This is a genomic window from Mycobacterium sp. E802 (assembly GCF_001666875.1).
Lineage (GTDB): Bacteria > Actinomycetota > Actinomycetes > Mycobacteriales > Mycobacteriaceae > Mycobacterium.
The window spans coordinates 34287-51654 of sequence record NZ_LZJD01000165.1; the positions used below are offsets into that span (position 1 = coordinate 34287).

The following is a 17368-nucleotide window of genomic DNA, read 5'->3' on the forward strand; positions in this document are numbered from 1 at the left end:
TCGGTGGCCTCGGCGACGCTGGGCCCATGAACCAACCGTTGCTGGGCAGCCGCGCGCTTGCCACCGGGTTCCTCACCGACCACGACCTGCGGACGAATTATCAACCTGTGTACCGAAATGTGTACCTGGCCAATGACGTCGATCTGACGGCGGCGCTACGCGCCCGCGCGGCGTGGCTCTTCGCCGGACCGGACGCTGTCCTGTGCGGTGTGTCGGCTGCAGCGGTACACGGCGTTTCGTGGCTGGACGCCAACGCTCCGGCCGAGGTGGTGCGCACCAATCGTCGAGCCCCGGCCGGACTGCGGGTGCGTTCGTATGCGCTGTCCCCGGACGACATATGCGAGGTCGACGGTATGCGCCTCACCACCGTAGCCCGGACAGTGTTCGACCTCGGTCGCTCGCTGTCTTTTTCCGATGCGGTCCCGATCATGGATGCCCTGCTGCACCACACCGGCCTCGACCCGGGCCAGGTGTGGTCGTTGGTCGATGCCCATCCAGGGATTCGTGGCATCGACCGCCTGCGAGCGGCGCTGTCGTACGCCGACGGCAGTGCGGGGTCGCCACTTCAGAGTCGAACTCGAATGATGCTGCGGAACGTAGGAATACCCGGGCTCGAGACGAGAATTCCCATTCTCGACCAGTGGGGAATGATCGGGACGCACGCCGCGATGGGCTGGCCTCGTCTGCGGGTCGCGGTCGAGTGCGACGAAGCTCTCGATTCAGCCGATCCAACCGCCGACCGAACCTGGGTGCACGCTCACACCGCCGACCTCGAAGACCACGGCTGGGTCGTCGTCTGGGTCACCGAGCCGATGATGTCTCGGCAGCGCGCGATAGTGGCGCGGGTCCGAGAGAAGTTGTTCACCGCGCTGCGGCGGCGGGCGAGCTGAGCGGCCCGATATCCGCTTCCGCGCACTGTGACGAATGTGCCGGATATCGTGCCCACCGTCGTCGGATTCAACGAGAACGTACACAGTCGTCACAGTGTTCGAGACGGTATACGCAGCGGGGTGAGGCGGTCGCCCGTCAGACGCGAAGCGCCCGATCCCAGACGTCAGACGTCACAGCGTGCGCAGGTCCCGGGTGACGACGTTGCGGGCGGCCATTTCCTCATCGGCCGGATAGTCGACCCGCACGAGCGTGAGCCCCCGGGCCGGCGCGGCGGCGAAATCACTGGACCGGCTGGTCTCGCTCAACAGCCCGGCCGTCCAGTCAGGCGACCGCCTGCCCTCCCCCACCGCGAGCAATGCGCCGACCAAGGAACGAACCATGTTCCAGCAGAAGGCATCTGCGGTGACATAAGCGGTGACGTAGTGGCCGACACGCTCCCATTCCAGGCGCTGCAGGTCGCGGATCGTGGTGGCTCCGGGCCGATGCCGACAGAAGGCCGCAAAGTCGTTGAGCCCCAACAACTCTTGCGAGGCGGAAGTCATCGCGTCGAGGTCGAGCGGCTTGGCCCACGGCGTGACGAACCGGGCCTCGGCCGGCTCAACACCATAGGGAGCCAAACTCAACCGGTAGGTGTAGTGGCGGCACAGCGCCGAGAAGCGGGCATCGAAACCCGCAGGCGCCCGCACGATGTCACGCACCCGGACATCCGTCGGCAACAGCCGCGCCAGCCGGCGCACCAGCGGGGTGAACTCCGAATCGCCTTCGCGAGTGCTGCGCGGGTAGGCGTGCGGAAGTGCGTCGGCCGGGACGTCGACGTGGGCGACCTGGCCGGTGGCATGCACGCCGGTGTCGGTACGTCCCGCAGTGCGGGTCACCACCGGGGTGCGGAACACCGTGGAGAGCGCGTCGTCGATCACGCCGGCGACCGTGCGCTGACCGGCCTGCAGCGCCCACCCGGCGAAATCGGTGCCGTCATAGGCAATGTCGAGCCGCAAACGAACATGCCCGCCACCGGATTCGGTGGCGGGCATGTCCATGTTGTCACTACGACTTGGCAGCGTCATCCTCAGCAGCTGCCTCGTCGGCGGGTGCCTCGTCGGTCGCCTCGACCTTGGCTTCCTCGGCCTCTTCAGCCTCGGCCTCGTCAGCCTCGGCCTCTTCAGCCTTGGCCTGCGCGGCGGCAGCGCGACGTGCGCGATCCGCCTCGGAGGTCACGGTCTTCTCCCGCACCAGCTCGATGACCGCCATGGGAGCGTTGTCGCCCTTACGGTTCTCGACCTTGATGATGCGGGTGTAGCCACCGTTACGGTCGGCGAAGTGCGGGCCGATCTCGTCGAACAGGACGTGCACGACGTCCTTGTCGCGGATCTTCTTCATCACCTCGCGCCGGTTGTGCAGCTCACCCTTCTTGGCGTGGGTGATCAGCTTCTCGGCGTACGGACGCAACGCCCGGGCCTTCGGCTCGGTGGTCTTGATCCGGCCGTGCTCGAACAGCGACGTGGCCAGGTTGGCCAGCAGTGCCTTCTGGTGTGAGGACGACCCGCCGAGGCGAGGACCCTTGGTGGGTTTGGGCATTGCGACTATCTCCTAATTGGGGCCGGCCCCCGTATCAGGTAGGACCGGGACGACTGTTCTTCTTTAGAGCTGTTCGGTTTCGGCGTAGTCCTGGGTGTCGTCCAGGTCGTAGCCGCCGGCGTCCGCGGTCCAGGTGCCGGTTGCGGCGTCGTAGCCGGCGACCTCGGACGGATCGAACGTGGCCGGGCTGTCCTTGAGCGAGAGACCCAGCTGGTGCAGCTTGATCTTGACCTCGTCGATGGACTTCTGGCCGAAGTTGCGGATGTCCAGCAGGTCGGACTCCGTGCGGGCGACAAGCTCGCCCACCGTGTGCACACCCTCGCGCTTGAGGCAGTTGTACGAGCGGACCGTCAGGTCCAGATCGTCGATCGGCAGCGCGAAGCTGGCGATGTGGTCTGCCTCGGCCGGCGACGGGCCGATCTCGATGCCCTCGGCCTCGACGTTGAGTTCCCGTGCCAGACCGAACAATTCGACCAGGGTCTTGCCGGCCGACGCCAGGGCGTCACGCGGGCTGATCGAGTTCTTGGTCTCGACGTCCAGGATCAGCTTGTCGAAGTCGGTGCGCTGCTCGACACGGGTGGCCTCGACCTTGTAGGTCACCTTCAGCACCGGGCTGTAGATCGAATCGACCGGGATACGGCCGATCTCAGCGCCCGAGGCCTTGTTCTGCACGGCCGGGACGTAGCCGCGACCGCGCTCGACGACGAGCTCGACCTCCAGCTTGCCCTTGTCGTTCAGCGTCGCGATGTGCATGTCCGGGTTGTGCACCGTCACACCGGCCGGGGGCACGATGTCACCGGCGGTGACCGCACCCGGGCCCTGCTTGCGCAGGTACATGGTGACCGGCTCGTCCTCCTCGGAGGACACGACCAGGCCCTTGAGGTTCAGGATGATGTCGGTGACGTCTTCCTTGACCCCGGGGACGGTGGTGAACTCGTGCAGCACACCGTCGATGCGGATGCTCGTCACGGCTGCGCCCGGGATGGACGACAGCAGTGTGCGCCGCAGCGAATTGCCCAGGGTGTAACCGAAACCGGGCTCCAGCGGCTCGATGACGAACTTGGAGCGGTTGTCGGCGAGGGTTTCCTCGGACAGTGTGGGTCGCTGAGAGATCAGCATGGTGTTTCTTCTCCTTCTCGGCACCCGCTATTTGATGCCGTCTGGTACCTGCCGGTCGGCTGACCGGCAGGTCATTCACTACTTCGAGTAGAACTCGACGATGAGCTGTTCGGTGAGCGGAACGTCGATCTGCGCGCGCTCGGGCAGCTGGTGGACCAGCACCCGCTGACGCTCGCCGACGACCTGCAGCCACGACGGGATCGGGCGCTCACCCGCGGTCTGCCGAGCCACCTCAAACGGCAGGGTGTTGAGCGACTTCTCCTTGATGTCGATGATGTCGTACTGCGACACCCGGTAGCTCGGGATGTTCACCTTGACACCGTTGACGGTGAAGTGGCCGTGGCTGACCAGCTGACGGGCCATCCGGCGGGTGCGCGCCAGACCGGCGCGGTACACCACGTTGTCCAGCCGGCTCTCCAGGATCTGGAGCAGGTTCTCGCCGGTCTTACCCGACTGCCGGTTGGCCTCTTCGTAGTAGCGGCGGAACTGCTTCTCCAGCACGCCGTAGGTGAAGCGAGCCTTCTGCTTCTCCTGCAGCTGGGTGCGGTATTCGCTCTCCTTGATCCGCGCGCGGCCGTGCTGGCCGGGCGGGTAGGGGCGCTTCTCGAACGACTGATCTCCACCGACCAGGTCGACGCCGAGACGACGCGACTTACGGGTGGCGGGTCCGGTATAACGAGCCATTTTCTTTTATCCTCCCTAGACCCGGCGCCGCTTGGGCGGACGGCAGCCGTTGTGCGGCTGCGGAGTGACGTCGGAAATCGCGCCCACCTCGAGGCCGGCGGCCTGCAGCGAGCGGATGGCGGTCTCGCGGCCCGAACCCGGGCCCTTGACGAACACGTCGACCTTCTTCACGCCGTGCTCCTGCGCCTTGCGGGCAGCGTTCTCGGCGGCCAGCTGTGCGGCGAACGGGGTCGACTTACGCGAACCCTTGAAGCCGACGTGACCCGACGATGCCCAGGCGATGACGTTGCCCTGGGGATCGGTGATCGAGACGATCGTGTTGTTGAACGTGCTCTTGATGTGAGCGGCGCCGTGCGGGACGTTCTTCTTTTCCCGGCGACGGGTGGTCTTACCGCGCTTGGCGCCGGCTGCCTTCTTCGGGGGTGCCATCGTGGTTACCTAGCCTTCTTCTTGCCGGCGATGGTGCGCTTCGGACCCTTGCGGGTACGCGCATTGGTCTTGGTCCGCTGGCCGCGCACGGGCAGACCACGGCGGTGCCGCAGGCCCTGGTAGCAGCCGATCTCGATCTTGCGGCGAATGTCGGCCTGCACCTCGCGGCGCAGGTCACCCTCAACCTTGAGGTTGCCTTCGATGTAGTCGCGCAGAACGGTCACCTGATCGTCGGTCAGGTCCTTGGTGCGCATGTTCTTGTCGATGCCCGTCGCGGCGAGAATCTCGTTCGAACGGGTACGGCCGATGCCGTAGATGTAGGTCAGGGCAATCTCCATGCGCTTGTCGCGCGGAAGATCAACGCCCACGAGCCGTGCCATGTGGCGGTTTCCTTCTTCTCTGTCGGAGGTCTGGTCCCAGCCCGTTCCCGTCAGCCCCTAAGGGCTCCAAGGGGTCCGGCCTCCGTGCCGGACGTGGATGACTGCTCATCGCGGATGAACGGCGGATCCGTTCAGTGGTGCTGGGAGTTCATCATTCAGTTGTGTTGTGATCCGTCAGTTGACGGGATCAGCCCTGCCGCTGCTTGTGGCGGGGATCGCTGCAGATCACCATGACCCGCCCATGCCGGCGGATCACCCTGCACTTATCGCAGATGGGCTTGACGCTCGGGTTCACCTTCACGGCTGTTCGATCCTTCTGGCTTGTTGGTGACATGCAGGCACGCACGCCGCCGTTTCTCGTCGTTACTGGTCGGGCTTCTATCGGGTCACTTGTACCGGTACACGATGCGGCCCCGGGACAGGTCGTAGGGAGAGAGCTCCACCACTACGCGGTCCTCGGGCAGGATGCGGATGTAGTGCTGCCGCATCTTGCCGCTGATGTGGGCCAAGACCTTGTGTCCGTTCTCCAGCTCAATGCGGAACATCGCATTGGGCAGAGGTTCGACCACGCGACCCTCGACCTCGATGGCACCGTCTTTCTTGGCCATACTTTTCGGCGATCCTTGCTTTCGTTTCGTAGCTTCATCAGTCTCAATGCAGCCCGTCGTGATGCTGCGACCGACCAACTTCAAAACGTGAGCCGGATCGAGGCGAAGTTGCAGAAATTCAGCAGTTCCAAGACGGGGCACGCAAAAAGTCGGCGCGATAGCCGCACCGTTGGTCCACAATACCCGCTCGGCGGCCGGTACCAAAATCACGGCTGATCAGCTCCGGCAACCCAGATCTGTGCCGAAGATTGGTGCACGGCGATGCCGCCGTTCAGGCGAGAATGGTACGGACTGATCCGCGCTCTGCGAACGGAGACCCCGAGCTCGTGTTGGCTGTGTACCTGGCCGCATTCGTCGTCGGCGGCATCGCCGTTCTGGCCGCCCTGTTGCTCGCCGACGTCGGGCACGGCGACGGCATGCCCTTCCTGAGCCTGACCGGCCTGTCGGTCGGTCTGCTCGGCGCGGGCGTCGGCGGCCTGATCGGCACCTGGCTCGGGCTCGGCGCCCTCTGGTCTGCGGTGCTGGCCGGAGCCTGCGCCGTCGTGCTGGTCTTCACCCTCAACGGTCTGTTGTTGCCCTACATGCGCCGGCAGCAGTCGAACTCCCATCACGGCCGGTCCTCCTACGTCGGCCTGCTCGGCACCGTCACCCTCGAAGTCCCGGCGGGCGGCTGGGGTGAGGTCTCGTTCGTCGACGCCGACGGCAATCGGGTGTTCTCCCGGGCCAAGAGCGACGAGGCCGACGCGCTCCCCAAGGCCACCCGCGTCTATATCGCCGATATCGATCCGGATTTCGTCCACGTCGTCGCCGTTCCAGAAGCCTGAGCAGTTCCAGAAGCCTGAGCCGTTCCAGAAGCCTGAGCAGTTCCCGAGCACTGACCCACCGAGAAAGGCACCACCGTGTCCCTGTTGCTCATCGTCGTCTTGGCCGCCATCGCCGCCATCCTGATCCTGGTGGTGCTGCCGATGGTCTATGTGAAGAACTACATCAAGGTGCCACCCAACGAGGTGGCCGTGTTCACCGGGCGCGGTACCCCCAAGGTGGTCCGCGGCGGGGCCCGGTTCCGGATGCCAGGCATCGAGCGCGTCGACATCATGAGCCTCGAGCCGTTCAACGTCAGCATCAACCTGCAGAACGCCCTGTCCAACAACGGTGTCCCCGTCAATGTCGAGGCGGTCGGTCTGGTCCGCATCGGTTCGGCCGATGAGGCCGTGCAGACCGCGGTGCAGCGCTTTTTGACCTCCGACCTCAACGAGTTGCAGCGTCAGATCAACGAGATCCTGGCCGGGTCCCTGCGCGGCATCACCGCGACCATGACCGTCGAGGACCTGAACTCCAACCGCGACAGCCTGGCCCGCAGCGTGGTCGAGGAGGCCGGCGGCGATCTGGCCCGCATCGGTATGGAGGTCGACGTCCTCAAGATCGCCGGTATCTCCGACGCCAACGACTACCTGAAGTCGCTGGGGCAGCGCCGTATCGCCGAGGTCAAGCGCGACGCCACCGTCGGCACCGCCGAAGCCGAGCGCGACGCCCAGATCCAGTCGGCCAAGGCCCGCCAGGAGGGGTCGATCGCCCAGGCCGAGGCGGATACCGCGATCGCGACCGCGAACCAGAAGCGCGATGTCGAGCTGGCCCGGCTGCGCGCCCAGACCGAGGCCGAGAATGCCCAGGCCGATCAGGCCGGACCGCTGGCCAACGCCCGCGCCCAGAAGGACGTCGGCATCGCGATCGAGCAGGCCGAGGCAGCCCGGGTGCAGGCCCGCATCGAGGTGGAACAGCGCCGTGCCGAGCAGGCGCAGGCCGCCCTGCAGGCCGACGTGATCGCCCCGGCCGAGGCGAAGCGACAGGCCGACATCGCGATCGCCGAAGGTCAGCGGCAGTCCTCGATCCTGGCCGCCGAGGCCGCGGCCGAAACCGAGCGGCGCAAGGGTCAGGCCGAGGCCGACGCCCGCAAGGCCGCCGCCGACGCACTGCGGGTCGAGAAGCAGGCGGAGGCAGACAGCTTGCAGGCCAAGTTGGTCGCCGAGGCCGCCGGTAAGAAGGAACTGGCCGATGCACTGCGCGTCGAGCAGCAGGCCGAGGCCGCCGGTATCGAGGCCAAGCTGCTGGCCGAGGCCAACGGTAAGAAGGAGATCGCGGCCGCCCTCAACGGCTACACCGCCGACGCCGCGCGGCTGCTGATGCTGCCCGACGTGCTGGCCTCGGTGGTCAAGGCGACCGAGGCGGCCGCCTCGCCGCTGGCCGAGATCGAGCGGCTGTCGATCATCGGCGGGTCGCGGGACACCCAGGACGCCGTCGGCGGACTGCTCGGCATCAGCCCGCTGGCCGTGGCCAACATCCTCGAATCGCTCAAGTCCTCGGGCATCGACGTCGCGGCGATGCTCAAGGGTTCGACAGATCCCGACCCCGCCACCAATGGCAAGCCGGTGCCGACCGGGCCGGCCCCCACTGAGGAGTGAGCCAGGCGTTCTTCAGCGCCGACCGAGGTGAGAAAACCGCTGGCGGCGGGGCGCATAATTACTAGCGATGACTGGCCCCGCCTCCCAGCCCCGTAAACCCGTGATCCTCACCGTCGACGACGACCCCGCGGTGTCCCGGGCTGTTGCCCGCGACCTGCGTCGTCATTACGGCGAGCGGTATCGGATCGTGCGGGCCGAATCCGGCCCCGACGCCCTGGAAACTCTCAACGAACTGAAGCTACGCGGCGACACCGTCGCGGTGTTCGTCGCCGATTACCGGATGCCGCAGATGAGCGGCATCGAGTTCCTGGAATCGGCCATGGACCTCTACCCGATGGCCCGGCGGGTGTTGCTGACCGCCTATGCCGACACCACCGCGGCCATCGACGCCATCAACGTCGTCGACCTCGATCACTACCTGCTCAAACCGTGGGACCCGCCGCAGGAGAAGCTCTACCCGGTGATCGACGGCCTGTTGGAGGCCTGGCACGCCGTCGGCGACCGGGCCATCCCGCACACCAAGGTGATCGGGCACCAGTGGAGTTCGCGGTCCTGGGAGGTGCGCCAGTTCCTGGCCCGCAATCAGCACACCTTCCGCGCCTTCACCACCGACGAGCCCACGGGCCGCCAACTCCTCGACGCCGCCGGTCTGGACGGCCTGCAGTTGCCGGTGGTGATCACCGAGGGCGGGGAAACCCTCGTCGAACCCACCGACGGCGAACTCGCCGACATGCTCGGACTTTCCACCGCCCCGTCGCTGACTATGTACGACCTGGCAGTGATCGGCGGCGGCCCGGCCGGTCTGGCCGCCGCGGTGTACGGCGCGTCCGAGGGGCTCAAGACCGTGCTGATCGAAGGCACCACCACGGGTGGGCAAGCCGGTCGCAGCTCCCGCATCGAGAATTACCTGGGCTTTCCGACCGGGGTGTCCGGTGCCGAGCTGGCCACCTCGGCGCGGCGGCAGGCCGAGCGGTTCGGCGCCGAGGTGATCACCACCCGCGAGGCCGTCGCCCTCGACGTCGCCGGCGCCGCGCGCACCATCACGTTCGCCGATGGCGAGACCATCGGTGCCCGCGCGGTCATCCTGGCCACCGGCGTGGAATACCGCGAACTGCCGGTGGCCGGCTGCTGGGCCGATCCCGACAATCCGAGCCACCTCGTGGGGCGCGGGGTGTACTACGGCGCCTCGGTGTCGGACGCGTCCGAATGCCGAGGCGAGGACGTCTACATCGTCGGCGGGGCCAACTCGGCCGGGCAGGCCGCGATGTTCATGTCGCGCGAGGCGAAGTCGGTGACGCTGCTGGTCCGTGGGCCGTCGCTGGAGGCGTCGATGTCGTACTACCTCATTCAGCAGATCGAACAGACACCGAACATCCATGTGCGGACCTGCACCGAGGTCGTCGGCGCCACGGGTGAGGACGATCATCTCGTCCGCCTGGAGTTGGTGAACCGGCAGACCGGAGAGCACGAGGAGGTTCCGGCGACGCGGCTGTGCTGCTTCATCGGGGCAACTCCGCGCACCGACTGGCTCGACGGGGTGGTCGCCCGCGACGACCACGGGTTCATCCTGGCCGGGCCCGATCTGCGCGACGTGTGCGGCTGGACCCTGGACCGTCCGCCGCATCATCTGGAAACAAGTGTGCCCGGGGTGTTTGTTGCAGGGGACGTGCGGGCGGAGTCCGCCAAGCGGGTGGCGGCCGCCGTCGGCGAAGGGTCGATGGCAGTGATGCTGGTGCACCGCTACCTGGCCGAAGCGTGAGGAGCAGCTGAAGATGGGCGAGACCTGCGTTCGCGACGAACTGCGGACCCTGTTCCTGTTCGAGCACCTGTCTGACGAGCAACTCGACACGCTCTGCGAGGCCGGCAGCATCGAGACGTTCCCGGCCGGCCCGATCGTCACCGAGGGTGATCCGGCCACGTGCTTCTACGTGATGCTCGACGGTGAACTCGTGATGTCGAAACGCTCCGGCGGCGTCGACATCCAGACCAACCGCACTTCTCAACGCGGCGTCTACTTCGGCGCCTGGTCGGCGTACATCCCCGGTGAGGAGCACATTTACGAGGCGTCGGTCCGGCTGACCAAGCCGTCGCGGGTGTTCGTCCTCGACGCCAACGCCTTCGCGGGTTTCATGCAGTCCCAGTTCCCGATGGCGGTCCATCTTCTGGAGGGACACAAGGTCGGTGGGCGGCGCACCAGCCAGATCATCGATCAGCGCGAGAAGCTGCTGGCGCTGGGCAACATCACCGCAGGCCTGACCCACCAGCTCAACAACCCGGCCGCGGCCACCGCCCGCGCCGTGGCAGACCTGCGCGAGGGGGTCGGCAAGATGCGCCACAAGCTGGCGATGCTGGCCGACGGCAAGTTCACCCCGCAGGCGCTGCGAATGCTGGTGACCATTCAGGACGAGGTGGCCGAGCAGGTCGCCAAGAGCAGGGGCCTGGAGCTCACCGCGCTGGAGATCTCCGACCGCGAAGACGAGATGGGCGACTGGCTCGAAGACCACGACATCGTCGGCGCCTGGGACTACGCGCCGACGTTCGTCGAAGCCGGCCTCGACATCGACTGGCTGGAACGCATTTCGGCGTCGGTCGACGACGCGCTCCGCGACGGCGACACGTCGGCGACCCTGCAAGCCGCCCTCGGCTGGCTGAAGTACACGATCGACACCGAGTTGCGGATGAACGAGATCGCCGAGGCCAGCAAGCGGATCTCGGCGCTGCTGGCCGGCGCCAAGCAGTACTCGCAGATGGATCGCGGCTCCTATCAGAGCGCCGACGTCCACGAACTGCTGCGCAGCACGCTGATGATGTTCGGCGACAAGATCGGCAAGGACAAACCGGTCGCCCTGATCAAGGATCTCGACAAGACGTTGCCGGAATTGCAGTGCTATCCAGGCGATCTCAATCAGGTGTGGACCAACATCATCGACAACGCCATCCAGGCGATGGCAGGCCACGGCACCTTGACCCTGCGGACGTCGCGAGAGAACGACGACATGATCCGGGTGGAGATCTGCGACGACGGGCCCGGGATATCCGAGGAGGACCTCGGCCACATCTTCACCCCGTTCTTCACCACCAAGCCGTTCGGTGAGGGCACCGGGTTGGGCCTCGACCTGGCGTGGCGCGTCGTGGTGAAAAAGCACCACGGGGATCTGCGGGTGGAGTCCCGACCGGGCAACACCTGCTTCATCGTGCTCCTGCCGTTGCAGGCCCCCGAGCCGGATGCGTTGTACTCGGCCGACTTTTCGGAGCCGACTCCAGGATCTCGGTGATTTCATCGGAATAGCCCCCGCCGAGAGCCGAGTTGAGGTGTTCATGACCCAGACCACCGCGGGCCCCAAGCCTGACCTCGGCACGTTCGGCGCATTCGGCCACTACTCCCAGTTCCAGCAGTTGTCCCCGCAGCAGTTGCGCGACATCGAAAGCCTGGGTTACGGCGCGATCTGGGCCGGCGGCTCCCCGCCGGCCGAGCTGGATTGGATCGACCCGATCCTGGCCGCCACCACCACCCTGCAGCTGGCGACGGGCATCGTGAACATCTGGTCAGCCGACGCCGAGGCAGTGGCAGGATCTTTCCACCGCATCGAGGCGGCCTACCCGGGCCGATTCCTGCTGGGCATCGGGGTGGGACACCGAGAGGCGATCGGTGAGTACCGCAAACCTCTCGACGCACTCAACGACTACCTCGACAAGCTCGACGAGTACGGCGTGCCGCGGCACCGCCGGGTGGTCGCCGCGCTCGGCCCGAAGGTGCTGCACCTGTCCGCGGCGCGTTCGGCCGGCGCCCACCCCTACCTGACCACCCCCGAACACACCGCGCGAGCCCGTGAGCTGATCGGCCCCGACGCGTTCCTGGCCCCCGAACACAAGGCGGTCCTGACCACCGATGCCGACAAGGCCCGGAGCGTGGGCCGCAAGGCGCTCGACGTCTACCTCGGTCTGTCCAACTACCTCAACAACTTCAGGCGTCTCGGCTTCACCGAGGAGGATCTGGCCAAGCCGGGCAGTGACCGGTTCATCGACGCCGTCGTCGCTCATGGCACGGTGGACACCGTGGCGGCCCGGCTGCGGCAGCATCTGGAAGCCGGAGCCGACCACGTGCCTGTACAAGTGTTGACCTCACCGGCGAAACTGGTACCGGCACTGGCTGAACTCGCCGGGCCGCTCGGCTTGACGTAGACAACCCAAAGACAAGGATTCTCATCGATGACCGAATCGCTCTCGCTCAAGCCGGAATTGGGCCGCTTTGGCGTGTGGACCTTCGGGGCGGTCCAGCCCGACCAGGCCGTAGAGATCGAGAACCTCGGTTACGGCGCGCTGTGGGTGGGTGGCTCCCCCGCCGCCGACCTCGCGTTCGTCGAGCCGATCCTGGAGCGCACCGAAACGCTTCAGGTGGCCACGGGCATCGTCAACATCTGGACGGCCGACGCCAATGAGGTGGCCGAATCGTTTCACCGCATCGAGGCGGCGCACCCGGGCCGGTTCGTGCTCGGGGTCGGGGTAGGGCATCCCGAACACACCGACGAATATCGCAAACCCTATGACGCGTTGGTGGAGTATCTCGACGTCCTCGATGCGGCCACGGTGCCGACCAGCCGGCGGGTGCTTGCTGCGCTGGGCGACAAGGTGCTCAAGCTCTCGGCACAGCGCAGCGCCGGGGCCCACCCCTACCTGACGACACCCGAGCACACCGCGCACGCTCGCGATGTCCTCGGCGAGGCGGTGTTCCTGGCCCCGGAGCACAAGGTGGTGCTGACCACCGACGGCGCGGCGGCCCGTGCGATCGGCCGCGACACGGTCGACTTCTATCTGAATCTGAGCAACTACGTGAACAACTGGCGCCGGCTCGGTTTCACCGAAGAGGACGTCGCCAAGCCTGGCAGCGACAAGCTGATCGACGCCGTCGTGGCGCATGGCAGCGCAGACGCCATCGCGGCACGTCTGCAGCAACATGTCGCCAACGGTGCCGACCACGTTGCGATCCAGGTCCTCGGCGGCCCGGACAAGCTGATTCCGACGCTGGCCGAATTGGCGGGGCCGCTGGGTCTCCGGGACTGACGCCTTCGGCCGTTAGGGTTGACCCATGCGGCTACTGGTCACCGGCGGCGCCGGATTCATCGGTGCGAACTTTGTGCATCTGGCCCTTCGTGAGGCTCTCACCACCTCGGTGACCGTGCTCGACGCGATGACCTATGCCGGCAGTCAGGAATCGCTGGCACCGGTGGCCGACCGAATCCGGTTGGTGCAGGGCGATGTGGCCGACGCCGATCTGGTGACCCAGTTGGTCGGCGAGTCCGACGCCGTCGTGCACTTCGCCGCCGAAACACACGTCGACAACTCCGTGGCGAACCCGCAGCCGTTCCTGCACAGCAACATCATCGGCACCTATGCGGTGCTGGAGGCGGTGCGGGCGCACGGCATTCGGCTGCACCACATTTCGACCGACGAGGTGTACGGCGACCTGGAGCTCGACGATCCGGCCCGGTTCACCCCGGGCACCCCGTACAACCCGTCGAGCCCGTACTCGTCGACCAAGGCCGCCGCGGATCTGCTGGTACGGGCCTGGGTGCGGTCGTACGGCGTGCAGGCGACGATCTCGAACTGCTCGAACAACTACGGCCCGTATCAGCATGTCGAGAAGTTCATCCCGCGCCAGATCACCAATGTCCTCACCGGCCGGCGGCCCAAGCTCTACGGCGCCGGCGCCAATGTCCGTGACTGGATCCACGTCGACGACCACAACACGGCGGTGTGGCGGATTCTGACCGGCGGCACCATCGGACGGACGTACCTGATCGGCGCCGAATGCGAGCGCAACAACCTCACGGTGATGCGCACCGTGCTGCGCCTGATGGGCCGCGACCCCGACGACTTCGACCACGTGACGGATCGGGCCGGTCATGATCTGCGCTACGCGATCGACCCGTCGGCCCTGCACGACGAACTGGGCTGGGCGCCCAAGCACACCGATTTCGACGAGGGCCTGCAGGCCACGATCGACTGGTACCGCGAGAACGAATCCTGGTGGCGCCCACTCAAAGACGCCGTGGAGGCGAATTACGCGGAGCGTGGCCAGTGACGGCGCGCGAGCTGAGCATCCCCGGCGCCTGGGAGATCACGCCCAAATTGCACGGTGATGCGCGCGGCATGTTCTTCGAGTGGTTCACCGAGGCCGGCTTCGCCGAGATGACCGGGCACCGCCTCGATGTCCGGCAGGCCAACTGCTCGGTGTCGGCAGCCGGGGTGCTGCGCGGCGTGCATTTCGCTCAAGTGCCGCCCAGCCAGGCCAAGTACGTGACCTGCGTGCGCGGCGCCGTGCTCGACGTCGTGGTCGACATCCGGGTGGGCTCCCCCACCTTCGGGCAGTGGGATTCGGTACTGCTGGATGAACGCGACCGGCGCTCGATCTATGTGTCCGAGGGTTTGGGGCACGCGTTCTTGTCGCTGGAGGACAACTCCACGGTGATGTACCTGTGTTCGGCGCCCTACAGCCCGGACCGCGAGCACACCATCCTGGCCACCGACCTCGGGATCGACTGGCCGATCGAGGGTGAACCGGTGCTCTCGGAGCGAGATGCCGCCGCCCCCACCCTGGAGCAGGTGCGCGCGAGAGGGCTGTTGCCGACGTGGGAGGAGGCCCGGGCGTTCGTCGAGGAGCTACGCGCCCGGGCCCAGGCTCACGCTTGAGGTGAACCCGGCCTGCGCGCCAGCGCGCCCACCAGCAGGCCGGCGAACGGAATCGCGGCCAGGACGGCGCTGAGCGTCACGCTGCCTCCGGTCACCAGGGTGAAGTTGGTGAGCACCAGCCACAGGCTGCCCAGCAGTCCGGCGCAGGCCAGCATCGGAGCGATGCGGGTCTGCCAGAGGCGTCCGCGCGCGTGCTCGGGGTGGCGCACGAAGTACACCAGCACCGCCACCGACGTGGTGAGCATCAGCAGCACCATCCCGACGGTGGCCACCCCGGCCATCGAGCCGAACACGCCGACCAACGGGTCGACTCCGAGGACCGCCAGGATGCTCACGATCACCGCGGCGGTGACGGTTTGCACCACCGAGGACACCGACGGTGAACCGTGCCGATCATGCACGGTGGCAAGCGGTTTGGGCAGCAAGCCTTTTCGGGCCAGCGCGAACTGATAGCGGGCGATGACGTTGTGGAACGACAAGACGCAGGCGAACAGACTGGTCAACAACAGCACGTTGACGATGTCACGCCCCAGCCGGCCCAGGTTGTCGTTGGTGGTGTCCAGCAGCATGTTGGCCTCTCCGTCGAGGGTGCGCTGGGCCACCTCGGCGACCTGATCCGGACCGATCGCCACCACGAAGGCCCAGCAGGTCAGCGCGTAGAAACCACCGATCAGCAGCACCGCGGCGTAGGTGGCCCGCGGAATGGTGCGCTCGGGGTCGCGGGCCTCGTCGCGAAACACGGCAGTGGCCTCGAAGCCGATGAACCCGGTGAGCGCGAAAAGCACCGCGATGCCGAGCACACCGTTGGTGAACACCCCCGGTGTGAACGACGCCAGGCTGAGCCCGGCCGGGCCGGGATCGGCCACGATCACCAGATCGAGCAGCACCACGATGCCGATCTCGCACACCAGGGCCACTCCGAGCACTTTGGCACTCAGGTCGATGTGCCGGTAACCCAGCAGCGCCACGATGGCCAGCGTGGCCAACGAGTAGACCGGCCAAGGGATTTGCGGGCCGCCGTAGAACCGCACGGTGTCGTCGATGGCCCAGCCGATATAGCCGTAGATGCCCACTTGGATTGCGGTGTAGGCGATCAGGGCGACTGCGGCGATGCCGTTGCCCAGTCGCTGACCGAGCCCAAGCGTCACATAGGAGAAGAAGGCACCCGCCTCGGGCACATAGGGCGTCATCGCCACGAATCCGACGCTGAACACCAGCAGCACCAGGGCGGCGATCAGGAATCCGACCGGGGCCCCGGCGCCGTTGCCCAGGCCCATGCCCAGTGGCATGTTGCCGCCGATCACGGTCAGCGGCGCGGCGGCGGCAACCACCATGAACACCACCCCGACCGGGCCGAGTTTTCCGTGCAGGCGCTGTTGTTCGCCGGTGGTCACGGTCTGTTGGCTGCTCAATGTCCCTCCAGCAGTAGTGCGGTGCGCAGCAGCTTGTGGTCGAGGGCGTGCGCGGTCAGTCCGCCTCGGCCGGAAAGGGTTTCGGCTGCCACCATCGCGTTGACGATGGCCTCCTCGGTGGCCTCGATCACCAGGTCGAACAGCCGGGTCATCAGCTGGGGAGCCATCATGCGTACCGGGATCTCGGGACGCTCGACGTCGACGTTCTCGTCCCAGGCGTAGGGCGGGATGCCGCGGTTGCCGGTGGAGAAGGCCAGCATCAGATCGCCGCTGTACTGTTCACCGGTTCCGCCCAGGCGCCCCACGGCCAGGGCCGAGCGCTGCGCCAGCCGGGTGCACTGGTGCGGCAGCAACGGCGCGTCGGTGGCGATCACGACGATGATCGAGCCGGAGCCTGGCGCATACGCCGTCGGCAGCTCCGGCGTGGGGACCAGGTCCGGACCGATCATCTCCCCGACGTGCGCACCGTTGATCCGGAGGCGTTCGCGGCGACCATGGTTGGCCTGGACCAGAGCGCCGACGGTGTAGCGGCCGCCTGCGGTGTCGGTGACCCGGGAGGCGGTGCCGATCCCGCCCTTGAAGCCGTGGCAGATCATGCCGGTGCCGCCGCCGACGTTGCCCTCGGCCACCGGTCCGTCGGAGGCCGAGGCCAGGGCAGCCTCGACGTGTTCGGCGCGCACGTGGTGGCCGTTGATGTCGTTGAGCAGCCCGTCGTAGGTCTCCCCGACCACGGGCAGCGACCAGTACAAGCCTTCGCCACGGGCCTGCACCTGGGCATCCACCAACGCATCGCGCACGACGCCGACGCTGTGGGTGTTGGTCAGACCGATGGCCGTGGTGAGCTCGCCGGATTCCCGGATCCACTCGACCCCGGTGAGCTCGCCGCTGCCGTTGAGGCGGTGGGTACCGGCGAACACCGGCTCGGTGAATATGCCGGGATGTGGGACGACGACGGTCACCCCGGTGTTCACCGGATTCGGGCCGGGCTGCTGGATCGTGGTGTGCCCCACGCGCACCCCGGCCACGTCGGTGATGGCGTTGTGCTCACCGGTGGGGTGCTCACCTATGACGACGCCGATGTCGCGGGCCCGGGCCCGCGATGGTTGGGAGCCATTGGTCAT

19 protein-coding genes are annotated in these 17368 nt (G+C 66.9%); 9 read left to right on the top strand and 10 right to left on the bottom strand.

What is annotated here, in order from left to right:
• Positions 1-26 precede the first annotated feature (26 nt).
• Positions 27-890, top strand: coding sequence for a hypothetical protein (locus tag A5699_RS24465; protein ID WP_067775204.1), 864 nt, complete (start codon positions 27-29; stop codon positions 888-890).
• A 171-nt stretch (positions 891-1061) separates the two neighbouring features.
• On the opposite strand, the gene truA is transcribed toward A5699_RS24465, so the two are convergent.
• From truA to infA, 8 genes are all read right to left on the bottom strand, one after another.
• The gene (gene truA, locus A5699_RS24470; protein WP_369806765.1) at positions 1062-1955 is read right to left on the bottom strand and encodes a tRNA pseudouridine(38-40) synthase TruA; all 894 of its coding nucleotides are present in this window, start codon (positions 1953-1955) and stop codon (positions 1062-1064) included.
• Positions 1936-2466 carry a 50S ribosomal protein L17 gene (gene rplQ / locus A5699_RS24475; protein ID WP_067775206.1) on the bottom strand — a complete coding sequence of 177 codons (531 nt, stop codon included), beginning with the start codon at positions 2464-2466 and terminating at the stop codon, positions 1936-1938. Before rplQ ends, truA begins: the two co-directional genes overlap by 20 nt.
• Before the next feature lie 63 nt (positions 2467-2529).
• Positions 2530-3585, bottom strand: coding sequence for a DNA-directed RNA polymerase subunit alpha (locus A5699_RS24480; RefSeq protein ID WP_019347690.1), 1056 nt, complete (start codon positions 3583-3585; stop codon positions 2530-2532).
• A gap of 78 nt (positions 3586-3663) precedes the next feature.
• The gene (gene rpsD / locus A5699_RS24485; RefSeq protein ID WP_067775208.1) at positions 3664-4269 is read right to left on the bottom strand and encodes a 30S ribosomal protein S4; all 606 of its coding nucleotides are present in this window, start codon (positions 4267-4269) and stop codon (positions 3664-3666) included.
• 15 nt (positions 4270-4284) lie between these two features.
• A complete protein-coding gene (rpsK, locus tag A5699_RS24490) occupies positions 4285-4698 on the bottom strand; it encodes a 30S ribosomal protein S11 (RefSeq protein WP_004571524.1) in 414 nt (137 codons plus the stop codon).
• A gap of 5 nt (positions 4699-4703) precedes the next feature.
• Positions 4704-5078: a 30S ribosomal protein S13 gene (gene rpsM / locus A5699_RS24495; protein WP_004571523.1), complete on the bottom strand. Its 375-nt coding sequence runs from the start codon at positions 5076-5078 to the stop codon at positions 4704-4706.
• Positions 5079-5265: 187 nt separating this feature from the next.
• A complete protein-coding gene (rpmJ, locus tag A5699_RS28800; protein ID WP_003879483.1) occupies positions 5266-5379 on the bottom strand; it encodes a 50S ribosomal protein L36 in 114 nt (37 codons plus the stop codon).
• Between the two features lie 85 nt (positions 5380-5464).
• Positions 5465-5686, bottom strand: coding sequence for a translation initiation factor IF-1 (infA, locus tag A5699_RS24500; RefSeq protein WP_003418601.1), 222 nt, complete (start codon positions 5684-5686; stop codon positions 5465-5467).
• A 281-nt stretch (positions 5687-5967) separates the two neighbouring features.
• On the opposite strand from infA, the gene A5699_RS24505 reads away from it, so the two are divergent.
• The 8 genes from A5699_RS24505 (at position 5968) to rfbC (ending at position 14835) form a co-directional block, all read left to right on the top strand.
• Positions 5968-6510: an NfeD family protein gene (locus A5699_RS24505; protein WP_197508379.1), complete on the top strand. Its 543-nt coding sequence runs from the start codon at positions 5968-5970 to the stop codon at positions 6508-6510.
• Positions 6511-6585: 75 nt separating this feature from the next.
• Positions 6586-8145, top strand: coding sequence for a flotillin family protein (locus tag A5699_RS24510; protein ID WP_067775210.1), 1560 nt, complete (start codon positions 6586-6588; stop codon positions 8143-8145).
• 67 nt (positions 8146-8212) lie between these two features.
• Positions 8213-9904: an FAD-dependent oxidoreductase gene (locus A5699_RS24515; protein ID WP_067775212.1), complete on the top strand. Its 1692-nt coding sequence runs from the start codon at positions 8213-8215 to the stop codon at positions 9902-9904.
• A 13-nt stretch (positions 9905-9917) separates the two neighbouring features.
• Positions 9918-11420 carry an ATP-binding protein gene (locus A5699_RS24520; protein ID WP_067775214.1) on the top strand — a complete coding sequence of 501 codons (1503 nt, stop codon included), beginning with the start codon at positions 9918-9920 and terminating at the stop codon, positions 11418-11420.
• 43 nt (positions 11421-11463) lie between these two features.
• Positions 11464-12327, top strand: coding sequence for an LLM class F420-dependent oxidoreductase (locus tag A5699_RS24525; protein WP_067775342.1), 864 nt, complete (start codon positions 11464-11466; stop codon positions 12325-12327).
• 27 nt (positions 12328-12354) lie between these two features.
• On the top strand, positions 12355-13206 hold the full coding sequence (locus A5699_RS24530; protein ID WP_067775217.1) for an LLM class F420-dependent oxidoreductase: 852 nt from the start codon (positions 12355-12357) through the stop codon (positions 13204-13206).
• Positions 13207-13231: 25 nt separating this feature from the next.
• Positions 13232-14227: a dTDP-glucose 4,6-dehydratase gene (gene rfbB, locus A5699_RS24535; RefSeq protein ID WP_067775220.1), complete on the top strand. Its 996-nt coding sequence runs from the start codon at positions 13232-13234 to the stop codon at positions 14225-14227.
• On the top strand, positions 14224-14835 hold the full coding sequence (gene rfbC / locus A5699_RS24540) for a dTDP-4-dehydrorhamnose 3,5-epimerase (protein ID WP_067775223.1): 612 nt from the start codon (positions 14224-14226) through the stop codon (positions 14833-14835). Before rfbB ends, rfbC begins: the two co-directional genes overlap by 4 nt.
• Here the strand turns inward: rfbC and A5699_RS24545 are convergent.
• A complete protein-coding gene (locus A5699_RS24545) occupies positions 14826-16247 on the bottom strand; it encodes an APC family permease (protein WP_067775226.1) in 1422 nt (473 codons plus the stop codon). The genes rfbC and A5699_RS24545 overlap by 10 nt on opposite strands.
• Positions 16244-17368 (bottom strand): P1 family peptidase, encoded by a 1125-nt coding sequence (locus A5699_RS24550; protein ID WP_067775229.1) that lies wholly within the window; start codon positions 17366-17368, stop codon positions 16244-16246. Before A5699_RS24550 ends, A5699_RS24545 begins: the two co-directional genes overlap by 4 nt.

What these genes read in the sequence shown, in the direction of transcription:
- rpsD (WP_067775208.1), bottom strand. Translation starts at nt 4,269, where the DNA reads ATGGCTCGTTATACCGGACCCGCCACCCGTAAGTCGCGTCGTCTCGGC.
- truA (WP_369806765.1), bottom strand. Translation starts at nt 1,955, where the DNA reads ATGACGCTGCCAAGTCGTAGTGACAACATGGACATGCCCGCCACCGAA.
- A5699_RS24530 (WP_067775217.1), top strand. Translation starts at nt 12,355, where the DNA reads ATGACCGAATCGCTCTCGCTCAAGCCGGAATTGGGCCGCTTTGGCGTG.
- rpsM (WP_004571523.1), bottom strand. Translation starts at nt 5,078, where the DNA reads ATGGCACGGCTCGTGGGCGTTGATCTTCCGCGCGACAAGCGCATGGAG.
- A5699_RS24515 (WP_067775212.1), top strand. Translation starts at nt 8,213, where the DNA reads ATGACTGGCCCCGCCTCCCAGCCCCGTAAACCCGTGATCCTCACCGTC.
- A5699_RS24480 (WP_019347690.1), bottom strand. Translation starts at nt 3,585, where the DNA reads ATGCTGATCTCTCAGCGACCCACACTGTCCGAGGAAACCCTCGCCGAC.
- rfbB (WP_067775220.1), top strand. Translation starts at nt 13,232, where the DNA reads ATGCGGCTACTGGTCACCGGCGGCGCCGGATTCATCGGTGCGAACTTT.
- infA (WP_003418601.1), bottom strand. Translation starts at nt 5,686, where the DNA reads ATGGCCAAGAAAGACGGTGCCATCGAGGTCGAGGGTCGCGTGGTCGAA.
- A5699_RS24550 (WP_067775229.1), bottom strand. Translation starts at nt 17,368, where the DNA reads ATGACCAATGGCTCCCAACCATCGCGGGCCCGGGCCCGCGACATCGGC.
- rplQ (WP_067775206.1), bottom strand. Translation starts at nt 2,466, where the DNA reads ATGCCCAAACCCACCAAGGGTCCTCGCCTCGGCGGGTCGTCCTCACAC.
- A5699_RS24525 (WP_067775342.1), top strand. Translation starts at nt 11,464, where the DNA reads ATGACCCAGACCACCGCGGGCCCCAAGCCTGACCTCGGCACGTTCGGC.
- A5699_RS24465 (WP_067775204.1), top strand. Translation starts at nt 27, where the DNA reads ATGAACCAACCGTTGCTGGGCAGCCGCGCGCTTGCCACCGGGTTCCTC.
- A5699_RS24505 (WP_197508379.1), top strand. Translation starts at nt 5,968, where the DNA reads ATGGTACGGACTGATCCGCGCTCTGCGAACGGAGACCCCGAGCTCGTG.
- rpsK (WP_004571524.1), bottom strand. Translation starts at nt 4,698, where the DNA reads ATGGCACCCCCGAAGAAGGCAGCCGGCGCCAAGCGCGGTAAGACCACC.
- A5699_RS24520 (WP_067775214.1), top strand. Translation starts at nt 9,918, where the DNA reads ATGGGCGAGACCTGCGTTCGCGACGAACTGCGGACCCTGTTCCTGTTC.